Genomic DNA, 17,110 nt, shown 5'->3' with positions numbered 1-17,110 from the left:
AGTGGCCTGGGCGACAGGCCGGGGCCCGGGGCGCAATGCGTCATGAAGGTCCCATGAGCCGGATCGTGAATGACAAGAGTGAGGAGTAGTCATAGGCGACGTGGAAACTGGGGAGAACGACAAGAATTCCTGGTATTCCCGCGATCGTGGATGTGAGGACCCTGGGGACGAGCCCTGGGATCGTGTCATTCGGGACGTGGAGGAATTCTTGTCGTTCACAGCCGCCGCGAGATGTTCCACAAGTTGTTCCCTGTGGACCACGCGTGCCATCCACGGGCATTCACAGGTTTTTCCACAGGTGTGAAGTTCGTACCACACCCTTGAACCCGGGTGGGCGCGAGTGATAGGTCAGCCGCGCGACTGCTGCTTGATGCGCGCGTGGATCTCGTTGACCTGGTTGTACATCTGGCGACGCTGAGCGATCTGGTCCTCGACCTTCTTGACCGCGTACATGACCGTCGTGTGGTCCTTGCCGCCGAAGTGCTCGCCGATCTTGGGCAGCGAGAGATCCGTCAGCTGGCGGCACAGGTACATCGCGATCTGGCGCGCGGTGACGTAGACCCTGCTGCGGCTCGTGCCGGTCAGCTCCTCCATGGAGATGCCGAAGTAGTCCGCGGTGGTGCCGATGATCGCCGACGCGGTGATCTCGGAGTCGTCGTCGGAGATGAGGTCCTTGAGGACCACCTGCGCGAGGCTGAGGTCGACGGGCTGCTTGTTGAGCGCCGCGAACGCCGTCACACGGATCAACGCGCCTTCGAGCTCGCGGATGTTGCTGGTGATGTTGGAGGCGATGTACTCGAGCACGTCCGACGGTGCCTGCACGTCATCAGCGGCGGCCTTCTTGCGGAGGATCGCGATGCGGGTCTCGAGGTCGGGCGGCTGGACATCCGTCATGAGGCCCCACTCGAAGCGGGTCCTCATCCGCTCCTCGATCCCGTCGAGGTTGCGCGGGCTCACATCGGAGGTGATCACGACGTGCTTGCCCGCGTTGTGCAGAGCGTTGAAGGTGTGGAAGAACTCCTCGAGCGTCTGCTCCTTGCCCTGAAGGAACTGGATGTCGTCGATGAGGAGGACGTCGACCTCGCGGTACTGGCGCTTGAAGCTCAGCGACTGGTCGTCGCGGATCGAGTTGATGAAGTCGTTGGTGAACTCCTCCGAGTTCACGTAGCGGACGCGCGTCTGAGGCTTGAGGTGCCGGGTGTAGTGGCCGATCGCGTGGAGCAGGTGCGTCTTGCCCAGACCTGAGTCGCCGTAGATGAAGAGCGGGTTGTACGTCTTGCCCGGCGACTCGGCGACCGCGAGGGCCGCGGCGTGCGCGAAACGGTTGGACGAGCCGATGACGAACGTGTCGAAGGTGTACCGCGGGTTGAGGTGAGGATCCTCGATCGCGGCGGGAGGCGGAGCCACCTCGCGACGTGGCTGCGGAGGAGGCGGAGCGACGTCGACCTCCTCCTCGCGGGCGGTCGGCTCTGGAGGGTTCACGGAGGCGTCGACGGTGACGGCGATGCGCACCTCGCGGCCGATCGACTCGGTGAGCGCACGCGTCACCAGGTCGCGGATCGTGTTCTCGACGTAGTTCTTGGTGAACTCCTCGCGCACGGCGAGGAAGACGTTGTTCTCGACGATCGCCAGAGGCTTGATGAGGCGGATGAAGCTCCGGTGCTGCGCCGTGACGTCGGGATCCTCTCCCAGGACCGTCAGCGTTCGGGTCCACACCTCGTCCATCGACTCGGTGCCGGGCTGAACGGCCATCGACGCTCCTCTTCTGCGGCGTTGTCCACATGGTTCTGCACAGGCGGTTGAGACAGTGTCACCTGTTCGTTACCGGTCCCGCGGCGTGTCGCTCACAGGTCGCGAGCCCGTGATGGTGGAGCCTATCCTGTTCGGAGCGTGCGTCCAATGCGCGCGATGCGATTTGACCCTGAGCTCGCACGCGCGTAACGTTAGTGCGCTGTTCTGACCGTACCCAGAAGACTTTTGTGGAGTGACCCGTGAGCAAGCGGACTTTCCAGCCGAACAACCGCAAGCGCGCCAAGACGCACGGCTTCCGCCTGCGCATGCGCACCCGTGCGGGCCGCTCGATCCTCGCATCGCGCCGCCGCAAGGGCCGCGACAAGCTGTCGGCGTAAGGTGCTGCCGGCCCGTTCCCGGATGACGGCGGCCGCGGACTTCAGTGCCGCGATGCGCCAAGGATCCAGGAGCGGCCGGCCTACCGTCGTCGTCTACGTGAGCCAAACCGGCCAGGCTGAGAGCATGGCCGGTTTCGCTGTATCCAAGGCCGTGGGAGGTGCAGTGATCCGCAACCGCGTCAAGAGGCGTCTGCGAGCGATCATGCACGAGCAGCTGCCCCTGCTTCCGACGGGTGCCGCGGTCGTCATCCGCGCGCTTCCGCGTTCCGCGGACGTCGACTTCGATCGGCTCCGCCGCGACGTGGTCGACGCCCTGGCGACGGCGCAGCGCAAGGCCGCTCTGGCATGACCCCCGCGCGTCGCGTCATCGCAGCCGCCGTCGCGGTTCCACGCCTGGTAATCATAGGAATCATCCGGATCTACCAGCTCGGGGTCTCTCCCCTGCTCGGACCGCGCTGCAAGTACTACCCGTCGTGCTCGGCGTACGGTCTCGAGGCCGTGCGTCGCCACGGCGCGATCAAGGGCTTCGCTCTCGGGGTGTGGCGCGTCCTGCGCTGCAATCCCTGGAGCCACGGCGGGGTCGATGATGTCCCCGCCACTGGCGAGCCGCTGTTCCGCCGCCACCGTCACTCTTCCCCCGACGCCCACGCGTCTCTCACCACAACGTAAGGACCGCTGTGCTCGATACGATCCTCTTCCCCCTTGAGTGGGTGGTGGCGAACATCATGGTGCTGTGGCACTGGCTGTTCACCACCCTCGGCATGGATAGCGCGTCGGGCTGGGCCTGGTCGCTGTCGATCGTCGGCCTCGTGGTCACGATCCGCATCATGCTCATCCCGCTGTTCGTCAAGCAGATCAAGGCGTCGCGCGCGATGCAGGTGATCGCGCCCGAGCTCAAGGCGATCCAGAACAAGTACAAGGGCAAGAAGGACCAGGCCTCTCGCGAGGCGATGTCGCGCGAGACCATGGAGCTCTACTCCAAGCACAAGACGAATCCCTTCGCCTCGTGTCTGCCGATCCTGGTGCAGGCGCCGATCTTCTTCGCGCTGTTCCGGGTGCTCAACTACCGCATCGAGGGCACCGACCAGGCCAAGCCCATCGGTCTGCTGACCGCTGAGCTCGCCGGCGAGGCGCACGACGCCACCATCTTCGGCGCGCAGCTGTCGGAGACGTTCCTGAGCTCCGAGGGCGCCTCGGCGAAGATCGTGTCCGCCGTCCTGATCGTCGCGATGGTCGCGACCACGTTCCTCACCCAGCGCCAGCTGACGCAGAAGAACATGCCGGCCGCGGCGCTCGAGGGCCCTATGGCGCAGCAGCAGAAGATCCTCATGTACGCGCTGCCGTTCATCTTCGTCATCACCGGACCCAACTTCCCGGTGGGTGTCCTCATCTACTGGACCACCACCAACCTGTGGTCGATGGGTCAGCAGTTCTACGTCATCAGGCGCAATCCCACGCCGGGCTCCGAGGCTGAGCGCCAGCTCAAGGCTCGCCAGGCGGAGAAGGCCAAGCGCAAGGGTCAGGTCATCGAGGGCACGGGCGTCGACACGACCGTCATCGAGGCGTCCAAGACCGGCCAGCGTCAGCAGCCCAAGAAGGGTGGTTCACGAGCCCAGCGCAAGAAGGGCCCTGCACAGACTCCGGGCAACGGCGCTGCGGCCGACGCCTCAGAATCCACGGTCGACCTTCCCGAAGGCGACGACACCCCGTCAGACAAGGACAAGTCATGAGCGACACCGACAACGGCAAGGGCCTCGAGGCCGAGGGGGACGTCGCCGCTGACTTCCTCGAGGAGCTGCTCGACATCCTCGACATGGACGGCGACATCGACATCTCGGTCGAGGCAGGCCGCGCCAAGGTCGCGATCATCGCAGATGGACCGAGCCAGGACCTCAAGCGTCTGGTCGGCCCGGACGGCGAGGTGCTCGACGCGCTGCAGGACCTCGCTCGACTCGCGGTGCAGTCCGAGACCGGTGAGCTCAGCCGACTGATGCTCGACATCGCCGACTTCCGCGCGGGTCGTCGTGAGCGCCTTGCCGAGCAGGCCCGCGAGGCCATCGCCAAGGTCCAGGAGACCGGCGAATCCGTCTCCCTCTCCCCCATGAACGCCTTCGAGCGCAAGGTCGTGCACGACGTGGTGCTCGAGGCGGGCCTCTCGTCGGAGTCCGAGGGCGAGGACCCGCACCGTCACGTCGTCGTGCTGCCGGCGTCCTGACCGACGTTTCACGTGAAACAAGGGGACGCCATGGATGAGGTCGTGGGAGCAGAGGGTGGCGGCGAGACGTCGACCATCTCCGATGACCCGCTTCACGGCACCCCCGAGTTGCGTGCGTACTTCGGAGACTCCTATGAGCGCGTCGCCGCCTTCGCGGAGCTCCTAGCCGACCAGGGAGTACTGCGCGGGTTGATCGGCCCGCGTGAGGTGCCGCGCCTGTGGGAGCGGCACATCCTGAACTCGGCTGCGGTGGTTCCCTTCCTGGGCGACGGCACGATCGTCGACATCGGATCGGGCGCGGGCCTGCCGGGCGTGGTGATCGCCGCCATGCTCCCCGAGCGCCGAGTGGTGCTGGTCGAGCCGATGGAGCGACGCACCACGTGGCTGTTCGAGGCATGCGAGCGGTGCGGCATCGACAACGTGTCGGTCGTGAGGGGCCGCGCGGAGGAGGTGCGCGAGGTCGTCGAGGCGGACGTCATCACGGCGCGCGCGGTGGCCTCGATCGACAAGCTGGTGAAGTGGAGCGCTCCCCTCTTGAGCGCCCGGGGAGAGATGACGCTTCTCAAGGGTCGCTCGGCCCCCGACGAGCTTGAGCGCGCCAAGTATGTGCTGCGGCGCTTCGGTCTGACGGGGACCGTGCAGAGCGCGCCGACACTCGATGGACTCGAGCCCACCACCGTCGTGCGCCTCATCCGCAGCGCGTAGCCGGCGGGACCCGCGCCGCGCGCGGAGTTTGATGTGTCCGTTTTCTCCCCACCCTTATCCACAGCCGATTTATGCGGGAAAGGGGCGTTGTCCACCACGGTTGTCCACAGAGGGATCGACAGCGCGCGACGCGGTAGAGTCGTGCGGAGTGCCGCTCAGCGGCCGACCGTTTCACGTGAAACATGGAAGGACGATGAGTGAGCGAGACGACGGATCAGGGCCCGGCCGCAACGTCTGCCCCGGCATCGCCCGCGCCGTCTCAGCGATCTGCGGTCCCACCGATGGACGCCCTGTCGGCCCCCGTTTCACGTGAAACATCCGACGCGTACGACGGTCTCGGCGATGACGAAGGGAGCCCCTTGGCGAACGAGTTGATTGCTACCGAGCGGCTGCGTCGCGAGCTCGCCGAGTCCGACTTCCCGCGCCCCGCGGCGACGCGCGTGTTCGCCGTGTCGAACCAGAAGGGCGGCGTGGGCAAGACGACCACGACGGTGAACATCGCCGCGGCGCTTGCGAAGCGCGGAGCGAACGTCCTCGTGATCGACTCCGACCCGCAGGGCAACGCGTCGACGGCCCTCGGGGTGGACCACCGCTCGGGAACGCCCTCCATCTATGACGTGCTGCTCGATGACACCCCGATGGCGAAGGTGGCGCAGAGGTGCCCCGACATCCCGACGCTCTGGTGCATCCCCGCGACGATCGATCTTGCCGGCGCGGACATCGAGATGGTCTCCGTGGTGCGCCGCGAGTTTCGCCTCCACGACGCGCTGCACGAGCTCCTGGAGGGCCCGGGCAAGCAGCTCGATTACGTCTTCATCGACTGCCCGCCCAGCCTGGGTCTCCTGACGCTCAATGCGATGGTGGTCGCCCAAGAGATCCTCATCCCGATCCAGTGCGAGTACTACGCGTTGGAGGGACTGACGCAGCTCATCAAGACGGTCGAGATGGTGCGCAAGCACCTCAACCGTGACCTCGATGTCTCGACCATCGTGCTCACGATGTTCGACGGCCGCACGAACCTCGCGCGCGAGGTGGCAAGCGAGGTGCGGGCGCATTTCCCGCAGCAGACGCTCGAGCAGACCATTCCTCGTAGCGTGAGGGTCTCCGAGGCACCGTCGCACGGCCAGACCGTCATCACCCATGATCCCCACTCGAGCGGCGCCGTGGCCTACACAGCGGTCGCTCGCGAGATCGCCGTGCGCGGCGCAGCGACAGCGGCATAAGGAGAACGCCAGTGAGCAAGCCCAAGCGAGGACTCGGCAGGGGTCTCGGAGCGCTTATCCCTAGCGAGCCCGAGGACCAGGACTCCACGGCGCCCTCGGCGATGGACGCCGGCATGGCGGTGGCCACGGCGGACCGCGCACGACCGCGGGACGTCTTCTTCGCTGGCTCAGAGCCACGCGACGACGTCGAGCTGGTGCCTGTGCCGGGAGCGCGCTTCGTCAGCATCGACCCCCACGCGGTGACGCCCAACCCTCGACAGCCCCGCGACGTCTTCGATCCCGAGGCCCTGGCCGAGCTCGTCGGCTCGATCAAGGAGATCGGTGTCCTCCAGCCCATCGTGGTCCGCCCCCACCCCGGCGGTGATGGCTACGAGCTCATCATGGGCGAGCGTCGTCTGCGCGCGTCGAAGGAGGCCGGACTCGCCCAGATCCCGGCGATCGTCCGTGACACCGACGACACGGACATGCTGCGCGATGCGCTCGTCGAGAATCTGCATCGCTCGCAGCTCAATCCTCTTGAGGAGGCCGCCGCCTACCAGCAGCTCCTCGAGGACTTCGGCATCACGCACGAGCAGCTCGCTGAGCGGATCAGCCGTTCGCGCCCCCAGATCTCGAACACCCTCCGGCTCCTCCGGCTGCCGGCACCCGTCCAGAAGCGCGTGGCCGCCGGAGTGCTCAGCGCGGGACACGCTCGCGCGCTGCTTGGCCTGGAGAACGCGGCCGACATGGAGGTGCTCGCGCAGCGCATCGTGGCCGAGGGCCTGTCCGTGCGCGCCACGGAGGAGGCCGTGACGCTCGGGGTCGACGGGCCGAAGAAGCCCACCACCGGCACCATCCGAGCGGGTGGACGGACGGCTGCGCTCGACGAGCTTGGCTCGCGCCTGGGCGACCACTTCGACACTCGGGTGAAGGTTCAGCTCGGTCGTGCGCGCGGCAAGGTGACCATCGAGTTCGCCTCCGTCGAGGACCTCAACCGCATCGTCGGGATCATCGACCCGAACGATCCGGGTGTGCTGCAGCCGTAGCCTCGCGCGAACCCCGCGCCCGCCGGACGGCCTCAGATCCGCGCGGCGCGTCGGTAGCTCTCGCCCTCGACCACGGCTCACAGAGCCACAGACCCACAGACACTCTGACCCGCAGAACGGCCGTCTACCTGGAACGATGCCCTAGCGCGTGGCGCTCTTGACGATGCGCTCGTACAGCGCGCCGAGGTCCTCTCCCCCTGCGACGGCGGCCTGCGGGAACAGGGACGTCTCGGTCAGGCCGGGGGCGATGTTGACGTCGAGGACGTATGCGTCGCCCGCGGCATCGAGGATGATGTCGATCCGCGACAGGTCGCGTAGGCCCAGGCGTCGGTGGACTCCGACGGCAGCCTCGGTCACGGCGGAGGTCGACGCCTCGTCCAAACGGGCCGGCGTGAAGTACTCGACGCGCCCGGGGTTGTAGCGAGCGTCGTAGTCGTAGGGACCGTCGCAGACGATCTCGACGGGAGCGAGCGCGTGAGCCTCGTCGCCCGTGCCGAGGACGGACACGGCCACCTCGACGCCGTCGATCGCCTTCTCGATCAGCGCGGTGTCCCCGTAGGCGAAGCAGTGCACCATCGCCCGAGCCATGTCGGCTCGCTCGGTGACGAGCGAGACGCCGAGGGCCGAGCCTCCACGCGCGGGCTTGACGACGACGGGAAGGCCGAAGCGCTCGACGATCGCGTCGAGCACCTGTTCGGCACCGACCTCACGGAACAGGGACTGCGGCAGCGTGACGTACTCGGGCGTCGCGATGCCGTCGCGGCCGTAGACGGCCTTCGCGACCGACTTCACCCACGCGACGCGCGCCTCCTTGGAGCGCGTGCCCACGTAGCGCGACCCGGCGAGCTCCAGCAGGGCCTGGAGCGAGCCATCCTCGCCCGACGCGCCGTGCAGCAAGGGCCACACCACCGCATCGGGGCTCGCGTGCAAAGCGGGAATCAAGTTCATGTCAACGTCATGAATCGAAACCTTCAAGCCGCGGTCGCGGAGCTCCTCCGCGACGCGCCGCCCAGACCGCACGGACACGTCCCGCTCGTGCGAGAGTCCGCCGGCCAGGATCATCACGTCCATGTCAGTCCTCCAAGCGTTGGTGGCGCTCCGTCACGCCAGGTCGGGAGACGGGAAGTCGACGGTGCCGCCACCGGGGCGGTACTCGCGGCCGAAGATGCTGACGGCCTCGAGCTCGGCGTCGACCACGCCGGCGAGTCGCCGTACGCCCTCGCGGATGCGCTCGGGCGTCGGGTAGCAGTACGACAACCGCATGTGGGTCGAGCCGGAGCCGTCCATGTAGAAGGCGGTGCCCGCCACGTAGGCGACGCGGGCCGTGATGGCCCGCGGGAGCATCGACTTGGAGTCGAGCCCCTCGGGCAGCCGCACCCACACGTAGAAGCCTCCCTCGGGCACGTTCCACGACGCGTCGGGGATGTGCTCCTCGAGCGCCGAGATCATGGCGTCGCGGCGCTCCCGGTACTGCTCCTGGAACTTCTTGATCTGACCCTTCCAGTCCGCGTGATCCAGGTAGGTGCGGATCGCGAGCTGCGAGGCGTTGGACGGGCACAGGATCGCCGCCTCGGACGCGAGCACCAGCTTCTCGCGCACGGCGTGAGGAGCGACGGCCCACCCCACGCGGTAGCCCGGGGCGAACGTCTTCGAGAATGATCCCAGGTAGATCACGCCTTCGGGACTGAGAGACCGCATCGCGGGCAGCGGCTCGGAGTCGAAGCCGAGCAGGCCATAGGGGTTGTCCTCGAGGATCAGAACTCCGTGACGCTGGCAGATCTCGACCACCTGCGGGCGGCGCTCGAGCGACAGCGTCACTCCCCCGGGGTTGTGGAAGTTGGGCACGGTGTAGAGGAACTTCACGCGCCGGCCCTCGGCGCGCAGGCGCGTGAGGGTGGCGTCCAGCTCGCTCGGCACCAGTCCGTCGGCATCCATGGGCACGTGCACCACCTCGGCCTCGTGCGCGCGGAAGACGCCGAGCGCGCCGACGTAGGAGGGTGCCTCGGCGACGATCACGTCGCCGGGGTCGATGAAGATCTTGGTGACCAGGTCGAGGGCCTGCTGCGAGCCGGTGGTGACGACCACATCGTCCGGATGGGCGCTGATGCCCTCGAGCGCCATCACCTGGGTGATGTGCTCGCGGAGCCCCTCGTCTCCCTGCCCTGAGCCGTACTGGAGCGCGACCTCACCCTGCTCCAGCACGAGACGCTTGGTCATCTCTGCGAGCTCTTCGAGCGGCAGGCCGCCGATGTAGGGCATGCCTCCCGCGAGAGAGACCACCTCGGGGCGGTTGGCGACCGAGAACAGGGCACGGATCTCCGAGGCGCGCATCGCGTGAGCTCGTGCGGCGTACGAGTCGAACCAGGGGTCCAGTCGCGTGCCGGGGCGCTCGGGGGTGCTCATGCGGGCCAGTCTCCCATGATCGGCGGTGCAGAAAGGCGAAGAGGCCGGTGCCACCTGTGGTGTCACCGGCCCCTTCGTGAAGCGCGAGCGTGACTAGGCGATGACCTCGTCGAACAGCGCCGCGAGGGCGGGCTTGGGCTTCGCGCCTACGACGGACTTCACGACCTCGCCGCCCTTGTAGAAGTTCATCGTCGGGATCGAGGTGACGCCGTACGCGGCGGCCAGCTGCGGGTTGGCGTCGGTGTCGACCTTCACGACCTTGAGCTTGCCGGCGTACTCCTCCGCGAGCTCGTCGAGCAGCGGAGCGACCGCGCGGCACGGGCCGCACCAGGTGGCCCAGAAGTCGACGACCACGGGGATGTCGGACTTGATGACCTCGTCCTGGAACGAGTCCTCGGTCGCGGCGACGGGCGTCGACGGGGCCGATGCGGCAGGCGCCTCCTCGACGACCGTCTCGGTCGCGACGGTGTCGGCTGCCTCCGCGTCGGCGAGCCCGTCGAGGAAGTGCTGGGCGTCGAGCGCGGCGGCACAGCCGGAGCCCGCCGCGGTGATCGCCTGGCGGTAGCGGTTGTCGACCAGGTCGCCGCAGGCGAAGACGCCGTCGACGTTGGTCGCCGTGGTGCGGCCCGAGACCAGCACGTAGCCCTCGGCGTCGGTGTCGACGACACCCGTCACGAGCTCCGACCGGGGGATGTGACCGATGGCCACGAACAGGCCCGTAGCAGGGACGACGCGCTCCTCGCCGGTGTTGACGTCCCGCAGGCGGACGCCCGCCAGCTTGTCGTCGCCGTCGAGGCCCGCGACCTCGGAGTTCCACGCGAACTCGATCTTGGGGTCGTTCTTGGCGCGGTCCGCCATGATCTTCGAGGCGCGCAGCTCGTCGCGGCGGTGGACCACGGTGACCTTCGACGCGAAGCGCGTGAGGAACGTCGCCTCCTCCATCGCGGAGTCGCCGCCGCCGACCACGACGACCTCCTGGTCGCGGAAGAAGAAGCCATCGCACGTCGCGCACCAGGACACGCCCTTGCCGGACAGGCGCTTCTCGTCCTCGAGGCCCAGCTCGCGGTACGCGGAGCCGGTCGCGAGAATGACGGCCCTCGACTCGAAGGTCTTGCCCATGCCGGTCGTCACGGTCTTGACGTCGCCCTCGAGCGACAGCTCGGTGACGTCGTCGAAGAGGATCTCGGCGCCGAAGCGCTCGGCCTGTCCCTGGAGGGTCTCCATGAGCTCGGGGCCCTGGATGCCCTCGACGAAGCCGGGGAAGTTCTCGACCTCGGTGGTGTTCATGAGCGCGCCGCCCGCGGTGATCGAGCCGGCGACCACGAGGGGCTTGAGGCCGGCGCGCGCGGCGTAGATCGCGGCGGTGTAGCCGGCCGGGCCGGAGCCCACGATGATGAGGGTGCGAGTGTCGCTCACGGTGCTTCCTTCACGTCGGTGACGGGCGCTCAGCGCGCCCGCATGCGTAACAGATGGTAGGGGGTGGATCTTCCCGAGACCAACGTGCCCTGATGAGCGTTCGGTGAACCCCTACTCCGCGGATGGGCTCGGCAGCGGCTCCGGGCTGTACGTGAAGGATGGGTAGTCCGGCACCGGGTCCTCCCGCACCTGGTCGCCCGGGTCGAACGGCGCGATGAGGTTCTCGTAGGCCACGAAGCCGATGATCACCAGTCCCGTGAGCACGAGTCCGACGAGCAGGGGACCAGAGTTGATGGGTCCGGATCGACCCGCGCGCTCACGGGCGCGCTCGACGGCAGCGTCGAGAGGCGCGTTCTCCGGGACGTGGCGCTGCGTGAACTCGAGCATCGCCTGCCACAGCGAGCGATCGTCGCCGGCGTTCTGCTCGTCGTTGATGTCCTCGAAGGTGTCGAGCCCGAGCGGCTGGTCCCGCGTGCGCTCGACGGCCTTGCGGGTGCGCTTCGAGAACTGAGCCGCCTCCTCGGGCGTCGCGTACTGCGCGCGGGGGTCGCGGCGGTGTCCCCCAGCGCTCGGCTCGGAGGGCGCGACGGTCATCGCCGTCGTGTCGATGTGATCCTCCGCGATCTCGTAGGCGACCACCGCGTCGGCGATCCCGGCGGAGACGGCGGCGGCCGCCTCGCGCTCCGCGGCCGCGAGGGTCCCCGAGCCGATGGCGACGGCGGAGGAGCGCGGCGGCTCCTCGTGCTCCACCTCGGTGAGCGCGCCCACGGTGCCGCGCAGGCGGCGCAGGCCGGCGACGTCGGCCGGCCCGAGCGCATCGGCGACCTGTCCGAGCGTGGACGGGCCGGTCCCGGCCACCGCCGCACGGGCGAGGTCCGCCATCGCGAGCGGCAATCCGGCCGGGAGGTCGCCGATCGTGACCTGGGCGGGGTCCATGCCGGTGATGAGGGCCAGCAGGATGCGGCCGAGCGCGGCCGCGTCGGCCTGCTCGGTCGAGCCGCGCCCGAGGCTCGCCTGCGTGGCGAGCTCGCCGTCGGCGTCGAGGCCCGCGACGACCACGCGGCCGGCGTCCGTCACCGTCAGGCACGCGGGCCGGAGGTAGCCGTGATGGATGCCCTGGGCCGACGCGACCTGGAGGGCGCGGGCGGCCTCGCCGACGATGCTCGCCGTCACGCCCGGAGGGACGATGCGCTCGCCGGCGAGCGCGCCGACGTCGACTCCCCGGGGGCGTTCGGTCACCACGTACGTGACGCGCTCGCCATCGACGACCTCGCGCCCCGAGGCGATCACCCGCGCGAAGCGGGCGTCGCGCACTTGGGCGGCGCGCACCGCGGCACGGCGCACCGCGCTGGGCGCGAGCGACGTGAGCACGTCGAGGTTGACCTCGACGGCGCGGCGCGCGTCCTGGGCGACCCAGCGCTCGACTCCGGGCAGGTCGTGCGCGACGGTGCGGACCACGGTGAAGCGGCGACCCAGCGTCGCTCCTGCCTGCACCTTCTACCCCTTGTCGTCGTTCCGGAGACCCATGTTAACCGCGGCCGAGGCGTCGCAGCAGGGGCCGCGCCGCGTCCTTCGCCTCCTGGACCCGCAACAGCACGAGCCCGCCGGCGTAGACGGCCGTCATGAGGATCCCGCCGATCACCACGACGACCGCTGCGGTGGCCATGCCCGAGGTTCCTGAGAGCTCGCCGACGCTGGGCGCGAAGCGCAGCCCGACCCAGCCCACGCCGCCCGCGACCAGGGCCGCGACGAGCGACTTGAGGTGGACGGTCATGACGCGCCGGCCGTCGAGCCCGTGCAGGCGGCGGCGCAGGCCGCCGGCTCGCAGGAGGAGCCCCACCCAGTTGGATGCGGCCAGTCCGAGGCCCACGCCCACGGTCCACCACTGCGGCTCGGTGAGCGCCATCGCGGCGTAGGCGATGGCGATCCACGCGATCGCCATGGGGATGTGCATGTAGAAGATCGACTTCGCATCCTCGAGCACGAAGTACATGCGTTTGAACAGCACGGTGCCGCCGAGGGGGACGAGGCCCAGCGTCATCGCGATCATCACCTGGGCGACGGAGGTGACCTCGTCGGTCGACACGCTCGGCAGCACCAGCCGCACCAGGTAGGGGGCGAGCACGATCATCGCGATGGTCGCGAACACGGTGAACACGCCGACGTTGCGCAGCCCCTTCGACAGGTCGGCGCGCAGGCCGTCCACGTCGTCCTTGGTCGCGTGGCGAGCCATGGAGGTGAACAGAGCGGTCGCGATCGACACCGTGACGAGCGAGTGCGGCACCAGGTACAGCGACATCGCGTAGAAGTAGGCGGCGTTTCCCGCGATGTCGGTGGCGGTGCCGTCCGGGTTGGCCGCCGACGCGACGCGCGTCGCGGCGATGACCGCCACCTGCTCGATCAGCACCGCGCCGAGCGCCCAGCTCGCGATGCGCCCGATGGTGGTGAGCTCGCCCTTGGGCCCGCGCCAGCGCCAGCGGTAGTGGTAGCCGCCGCGCACCATCGGGATGATGAGGATGACCGCCTGCGCGGCGACGCCGAGCGTCGCGAACCCGCCGATCATCGCGATCATCTCCGGCGTCCACTCGGACGGTCCCAGGATGTCGTTCTCGTCGAAGGGGTTGAAGATCAGCAGGTACGCGACGAGGCCCACGATCGCGACGACGTTGTTGAGCACCGGCGCCCACATGAACGGGCCGAACTGCTCACGCGCGTTGAGCACCCCGCCGAGCAGCGTGTAGAGCCCGTAGAAGAACAGCTGCGGGATGCACCAGTACGCGAACGCGGTGGCGAGCGCGATCATCTCTGGGTCCCAGTCGTGGGTGTAGAGGTTCACCCACACCTGTGCCGTGAGCGTGAACACGACCGTCGCGACGAGCGTGACCACGCCGCCGATCGTGAGGATCCGGTGCACCGTGCGCTCGCCGCCGTGGCGGTGGAACGCCTTGACGATCTGCGGCACGAGAGCCGCGTTCAGGACGCCTGCGGCGAGGATCGCGAACATCGCGTTGGGGAGCTTGTTGGCGATGTCGTACGCGTTCGCCGCCGGCGCGTTGACGCCGATCGCCGCGGCCAGCAGGGCGCCGCGGACCACGCCGAGGATGCGAGACGTCGCTGTGCCGGCCGCCATCACCGCGGTCGACCGGCCGAGCGAGCGCCGCCGCCTGCCCGCGAGCGTCCTGTCGTCGCGCGCCTCGCTCATGGCGTCCTCGCCCGCCGCGTCCTCCGGGAGGCTGGGGTCACTCATCGGCGTCCGCGCGGCGAGGTGACGGGGGCGGGGTCCCAGCGGGCGCATCGGCCTCCCGGACGGATCCGTCCTCCGAGTCCTCGCCGGGCTGTGGTTCGTCGGGCTGTGGTTCGTCGGGCCGTGGCTCGTCATCCGACCCGTCCGACCCGTCCGGCTCGTCCAGCGAGCTGGGCGCGGTCGCCGGCGCGGGCTGGGGGCTCGTGCGGGTGTCCTTGCGGCCGCGGCGCACGGTGCGGATGAGGCCGGCGATGAGCAGCAGCACCAGCAGCACGGAGAACACGGCCGTGGCCGCGGTTCCCCAGTCCGCACGGATGCGCACGTCGAAGGACTGCGCGTCGGAGACCGCGACGCCCGTCGAGGTGCGCAGGATGACGGTCACGCCGACGTTGCCCGAGGACACGGCCTCGACGGTCACCGGCGCGACGAGCTCCTGCTGCGCGGGGATGGTGACCACGGGGCGGTCCTGGACGTTGAGGCTGGGCGACAGGCTGCGCAGGTCCACCGTCACCGTCACGGGCCAGTCCAGCTCGTTGACGATCGTGACGGGGATGTCTCCCTCGTTCGCGAGCAGGTTGAGGTCTGAGCTCTCCGCGATCCGCACGCCCGCGAGGGTCTCGTCCGTCGCCGTGAGCGCCTCGCTCACGAGCTCGCCGCGGGCGGTGGGCAGGTCGCGCATCGCCTGCGGCACGGCCCGGACGACGGGGTCGGCCCAGTCGGCGAGGGCGGCATCCGGACGGTCGGTGGTGGTCGCGAGGGTCCGGAGGCTGTCGATCGCGTCGCCCAGCTGCTCGATGTCCGCCGCCGGCAGATCCTGCTCCGTGGCGCGGGTCCCCTCGAGCTCGAGCGCCTCGCCGTCGGCGCCCATGAGGTCGGCGACCGGCACGACCGTGGTCCAGGGCGCGTCGACGAGGGCCTCGAGCGGCTGGGACACCCCGCCGACACCCAGCTGCCACAGCGTTCCCGGCGCGACCAGCAGGGGCTCGCCGTCGGCCGCATCCGCCGCGAGCGCCGAGTACGCGACGAGGACGGCACGCGCGGCCGGGGTGCCGGGTCGGTAGGACTCGAGGGTCGAGCTCAGCGTGGCGTCCGCGACCAGCACGGTGGCACCGTCGACGCTGCGCACCGTGCCGCCCTCAGCGGCCTCGGCATGGCCGTCGGCGGTCGCGAGGGCGATCGAGGCCGCGGCTCCGTTGGCCGCGGCGTAGCCGACGCTCAAGGCATCGATGGCGGCGGGCGTCGCGATCCACGCGTTCCGGTCGACGCCGCCGAGCGTCGTCCCGGGCGGGGTCGCCAGGGCCTGGGCGAGGATCTGCTCGTCGGCGGCGTGCGCGAGCGACGTCACGTCGGGCGTGCCCGCCGGCACGGGCAGGACCTCGCGCTCGAGTAGGTCCTGGTCGAACACCAAGGCATTGGTCACGAGGCTCGGGTCGAGCGCGACGGCGACTCCCTCGATCGCGGACGCGCCCAGCACCGCCTCCATGCGGGCGTCCGACCCGGTGGCCTGCGCGAGAACCGCGAGCTCCAGCTCGGGCACCTCGGCGTCGGTCCACGTCACGGGCAGCGCATCCACCGGGATGATGGTGTCGCCCGCGCGCAGCTGGATCACGAGCCCGTAGACGCCCCAGGCGTCGGCCGGAAGGCCCAGGTCGGCGTCCGTCGCCGAGACGCTCACGGACAGCGAGCCACGGCCGACGATGGATGCGCCCTCGGGCTCCTCGGGCTCGACCTCCTCGTCCGCCTCCTCGTCGACCTCGACCGGCTCGGGCTGCTCCGGAACCTGCACCGCCTCCCGCAACGACGTCTCGTGAGGGTTGTCGAGGAAGTCCCCGAGCGCATCGGCGCTGCTGAGGGGCCCCGTCGTCACCCACATCTCCACCCAGATGTCGGTGGCGGGAGTGGTCGCGGCGTTCGTGATGGTGACCGCCGCGGACAGCGACTGGCCCGGGGAGAGGACCTCAGGGCCGAACCCCTCGACGGTCGCCGAGACGGGTCCGTCCTCCTCGGCGGCGAGCACGGACCATCCAGCGCCCGCGGGCGCGAGCGTCATGGCGGCGACCAGGGCGGTCGCCGCGAGCGTGCGCCTCACGTCGCGATCGCGAGCAGCTCGGCGGCGACGTAGGCCATCTTGCGCTCGTTCGGGAACGCGAGCCGCGAGCCGAGGTCGCTCACGGGGATCCACTCCGCGACCTCGGCCTCCTGGTCGGGGTCGTTCTCGGTGGTGATGGTGCCGCCCTTCGCCTCCATGAGGAAGTGATGGACCACCTTGTGCACGCGACGGTCGTCCCCCGTGAACCAGTAGTCGATGATGCCGATGGGCCGCAGGATCTCCGCATCGATCCCGGTCTCCTCGGCGACCTCGCGGATCGCCGCCTCCTCCGGGGTCTCGTCGCCCTCGATGTGACCCTTGGGCAGGCACCACTCGAGGCGGCCGGCCCTGTTGCGCCGTCCGATGCACGCCGCGAACGCGACGCCGTTCTCCACGCGGATGGCGATGCCCCCGGCCGAGGTCTCGTTCGAGACGGGAAGCTGCGCGGCGCGCCGTGCCGCTGCCTCGCGCCGTTGCCGCAGCGCGTGACCCGCGGGCGGCCGGGGGGTGGCCGACGGGCGCGGATCGGACGGACGAGACATGCGCTCACTCTAACGAGCCGGTGACGCGGGCCCGGGCAGCGGCGCCCCGCCCTCTGCCTATCCCCACCTCCTGGAGGAACGTCCTCTGCGCGCTTCGCCTCCGGAGCGCGGTGTGGAGG

Annotated in this window: 16 protein-coding genes; 8 read left to right on the top strand and 8 right to left on the bottom strand. The window is 69.5% G+C overall.

Annotated elements, in window-relative coordinates; genetic code table 11:
* Positions 1–348 precede the first annotated feature (348 nt).
* Positions 349–1,752: a chromosomal replication initiator protein DnaA gene (gene dnaA, locus B7K25_RS11810; RefSeq protein WP_234988238.1), complete on the bottom strand. Its 1,404-nt coding sequence runs from the start codon at positions 1,750–1,752 to the stop codon at positions 349–351.
* Positions 1,753–1,991: 239 nt separating this feature from the next.
* Here dnaA and rpmH point away from each other — a divergent pair, with 239 nt between their 5' ends.
* The 8 genes from rpmH (at position 1,992) to B7K25_RS11770 (ending at position 7,297) form a co-directional block, all read left to right on the top strand.
* Positions 1,992–2,129, top strand: coding sequence for a 50S ribosomal protein L34 (rpmH, locus tag B7K25_RS11805; RefSeq protein ID WP_084039018.1), 138 nt, complete (start codon positions 1,992–1,994; stop codon positions 2,127–2,129).
* Positions 2,130–2,151: 22 nt separating this feature from the next.
* On the top strand, positions 2,152–2,478 hold the full coding sequence (gene rnpA, locus B7K25_RS11800; protein ID WP_371328307.1) for a ribonuclease P protein component: 327 nt from the start codon (positions 2,152–2,154) through the stop codon (positions 2,476–2,478).
* Positions 2,475–2,798, top strand: a complete 324-nt coding sequence (gene yidD, locus B7K25_RS11795; protein WP_084106270.1) for a membrane protein insertion efficiency factor YidD — start codon at positions 2,475–2,477, stop codon at positions 2,796–2,798. Before rnpA ends, yidD begins: the two co-directional genes overlap by 4 nt.
* An 8-nt stretch (positions 2,799–2,806) precedes the next feature.
* On the top strand, positions 2,807–3,859 hold the full coding sequence (gene yidC / locus B7K25_RS11790) for a membrane protein insertase YidC (protein ID WP_084106269.1): 1,053 nt from the start codon (positions 2,807–2,809) through the stop codon (positions 3,857–3,859).
* A complete protein-coding gene (locus B7K25_RS11785) occupies positions 3,856–4,344 on the top strand; it encodes a R3H domain-containing nucleic acid-binding protein (RefSeq protein ID WP_084106268.1) in 489 nt (162 codons plus the stop codon). Before yidC ends, B7K25_RS11785 begins: the two co-directional genes overlap by 4 nt.
* 30 nt (positions 4,345–4,374) lie before the next feature.
* Positions 4,375–5,049: a 16S rRNA (guanine(527)-N(7))-methyltransferase RsmG gene (rsmG, locus tag B7K25_RS11780; protein ID WP_084106267.1), complete on the top strand. Its 675-nt coding sequence runs from the start codon at positions 4,375–4,377 to the stop codon at positions 5,047–5,049.
* Positions 5,050–5,408: 359 nt separating this feature from the next.
* Positions 5,409–6,272, top strand: coding sequence for a ParA family protein (locus B7K25_RS11775; protein ID WP_371328306.1), 864 nt, complete (start codon positions 5,409–5,411; stop codon positions 6,270–6,272).
* Between the two features lie 11 nt (positions 6,273–6,283).
* The gene (locus tag B7K25_RS11770; protein WP_234988236.1) at positions 6,284–7,297 is read left to right on the top strand and encodes a ParB/RepB/Spo0J family partition protein; all 1,014 of its coding nucleotides are present in this window, start codon (positions 6,284–6,286) and stop codon (positions 7,295–7,297) included.
* 141 nt (positions 7,298–7,438) lie between these two features.
* Here B7K25_RS11770 and B7K25_RS11765 read toward each other — a convergent pair whose 3' ends face one another.
* The 7 genes from B7K25_RS11765 to B7K25_RS11740 form a co-directional block, all read right to left on the bottom strand.
* Positions 7,439–8,245 (bottom strand): ATP-grasp domain-containing protein, encoded by an 807-nt coding sequence (locus tag B7K25_RS11765; protein WP_234988234.1) that lies wholly within the window; start codon positions 8,243–8,245, stop codon positions 7,439–7,441.
* A gap of 153 nt (positions 8,246–8,398) precedes the next feature.
* A complete protein-coding gene (locus B7K25_RS11760) occupies positions 8,399–9,700 on the bottom strand; it encodes a PLP-dependent aminotransferase family protein (protein ID WP_084106263.1) in 1,302 nt (433 codons plus the stop codon).
* A 93-nt stretch (positions 9,701–9,793) separates the two neighbouring features.
* Positions 9,794–11,116 (bottom strand): thioredoxin-disulfide reductase, encoded by a 1,323-nt coding sequence (gene trxB, locus B7K25_RS11755; protein ID WP_084106262.1) that lies wholly within the window; start codon positions 11,114–11,116, stop codon positions 9,794–9,796.
* Between the two features lie 111 nt (positions 11,117–11,227).
* Positions 11,228–12,610: a hypothetical protein gene (locus tag B7K25_RS11750; protein WP_084106261.1), complete on the bottom strand. Its 1,383-nt coding sequence runs from the start codon at positions 12,608–12,610 to the stop codon at positions 11,228–11,230.
* A 34-nt stretch (positions 12,611–12,644) separates the two neighbouring features.
* Positions 12,645–14,363 carry a murein biosynthesis integral membrane protein MurJ gene (gene murJ / locus B7K25_RS11745; RefSeq protein ID WP_159450201.1) on the bottom strand — a complete coding sequence of 573 codons (1,719 nt, stop codon included), beginning with the start codon at positions 14,361–14,363 and terminating at the stop codon, positions 12,645–12,647.
* Positions 14,356–16,449, bottom strand: coding sequence for a DUF6049 family protein (locus B7K25_RS13760; protein ID WP_159450200.1), 2,094 nt, complete (start codon positions 16,447–16,449; stop codon positions 14,356–14,358). The genes murJ and B7K25_RS13760 overlap by 8 nt, the downstream gene beginning before the upstream one ends.
* Positions 16,446–16,991 (bottom strand): NUDIX hydrolase, encoded by a 546-nt coding sequence (locus B7K25_RS11740; protein ID WP_084106259.1) that lies wholly within the window; start codon positions 16,989–16,991, stop codon positions 16,446–16,448. Before B7K25_RS11740 ends, B7K25_RS13760 begins: the two co-directional genes overlap by 4 nt.
* Positions 16,992–17,110: the final 119 nt, after the last annotated feature.

This window comes from Demequina sp. NBRC 110056, assembly GCF_002090155.1.
GTDB lineage: Bacteria > Actinomycetota > Actinomycetes > Actinomycetales > Demequinaceae > Demequina.
This window is presented reverse-complemented; position numbering and strand designations above follow the sequence as displayed.

Excerpts from the sequence above, each read along its gene's own strand:
- dnaA (WP_234988238.1), bottom strand. The coding sequence starts at position 1,752 with ATGGCCGTTCAGCCCGGCACCGAGTCGATGGACGAGGTGTGGACCCGA.
- rnpA (WP_371328307.1), top strand. The coding sequence starts at position 2,152 with ATGACGGCGGCCGCGGACTTCAGTGCCGCGATGCGCCAAGGATCCAGG.
- yidD (WP_084106270.1), top strand. The coding sequence starts at position 2,475 with ATGACCCCCGCGCGTCGCGTCATCGCAGCCGCCGTCGCGGTTCCACGC.
- B7K25_RS11785 (WP_084106268.1), top strand. The coding sequence starts at position 3,856 with ATGAGCGACACCGACAACGGCAAGGGCCTCGAGGCCGAGGGGGACGTC.
- rsmG (WP_084106267.1), top strand. The coding sequence starts at position 4,375 with ATGGATGAGGTCGTGGGAGCAGAGGGTGGCGGCGAGACGTCGACCATC.
- B7K25_RS11765 (WP_234988234.1), bottom strand. The coding sequence starts at position 8,245 with ATGAACTTGATTCCCGCTTTGCACGCGAGCCCCGATGCGGTGGTGTGG.
- B7K25_RS11760 (WP_084106263.1), bottom strand. The coding sequence starts at position 9,700 with ATGAGCACCCCCGAGCGCCCCGGCACGCGACTGGACCCCTGGTTCGAC.
- murJ (WP_159450201.1), bottom strand. The coding sequence starts at position 14,363 with ATGAGTGACCCCAGCCTCCCGGAGGACGCGGCGGGCGAGGACGCCATG.
- B7K25_RS11740 (WP_084106259.1), bottom strand. The coding sequence starts at position 16,991 with ATGTCTCGTCCGTCCGATCCGCGCCCGTCGGCCACCCCCCGGCCGCCC.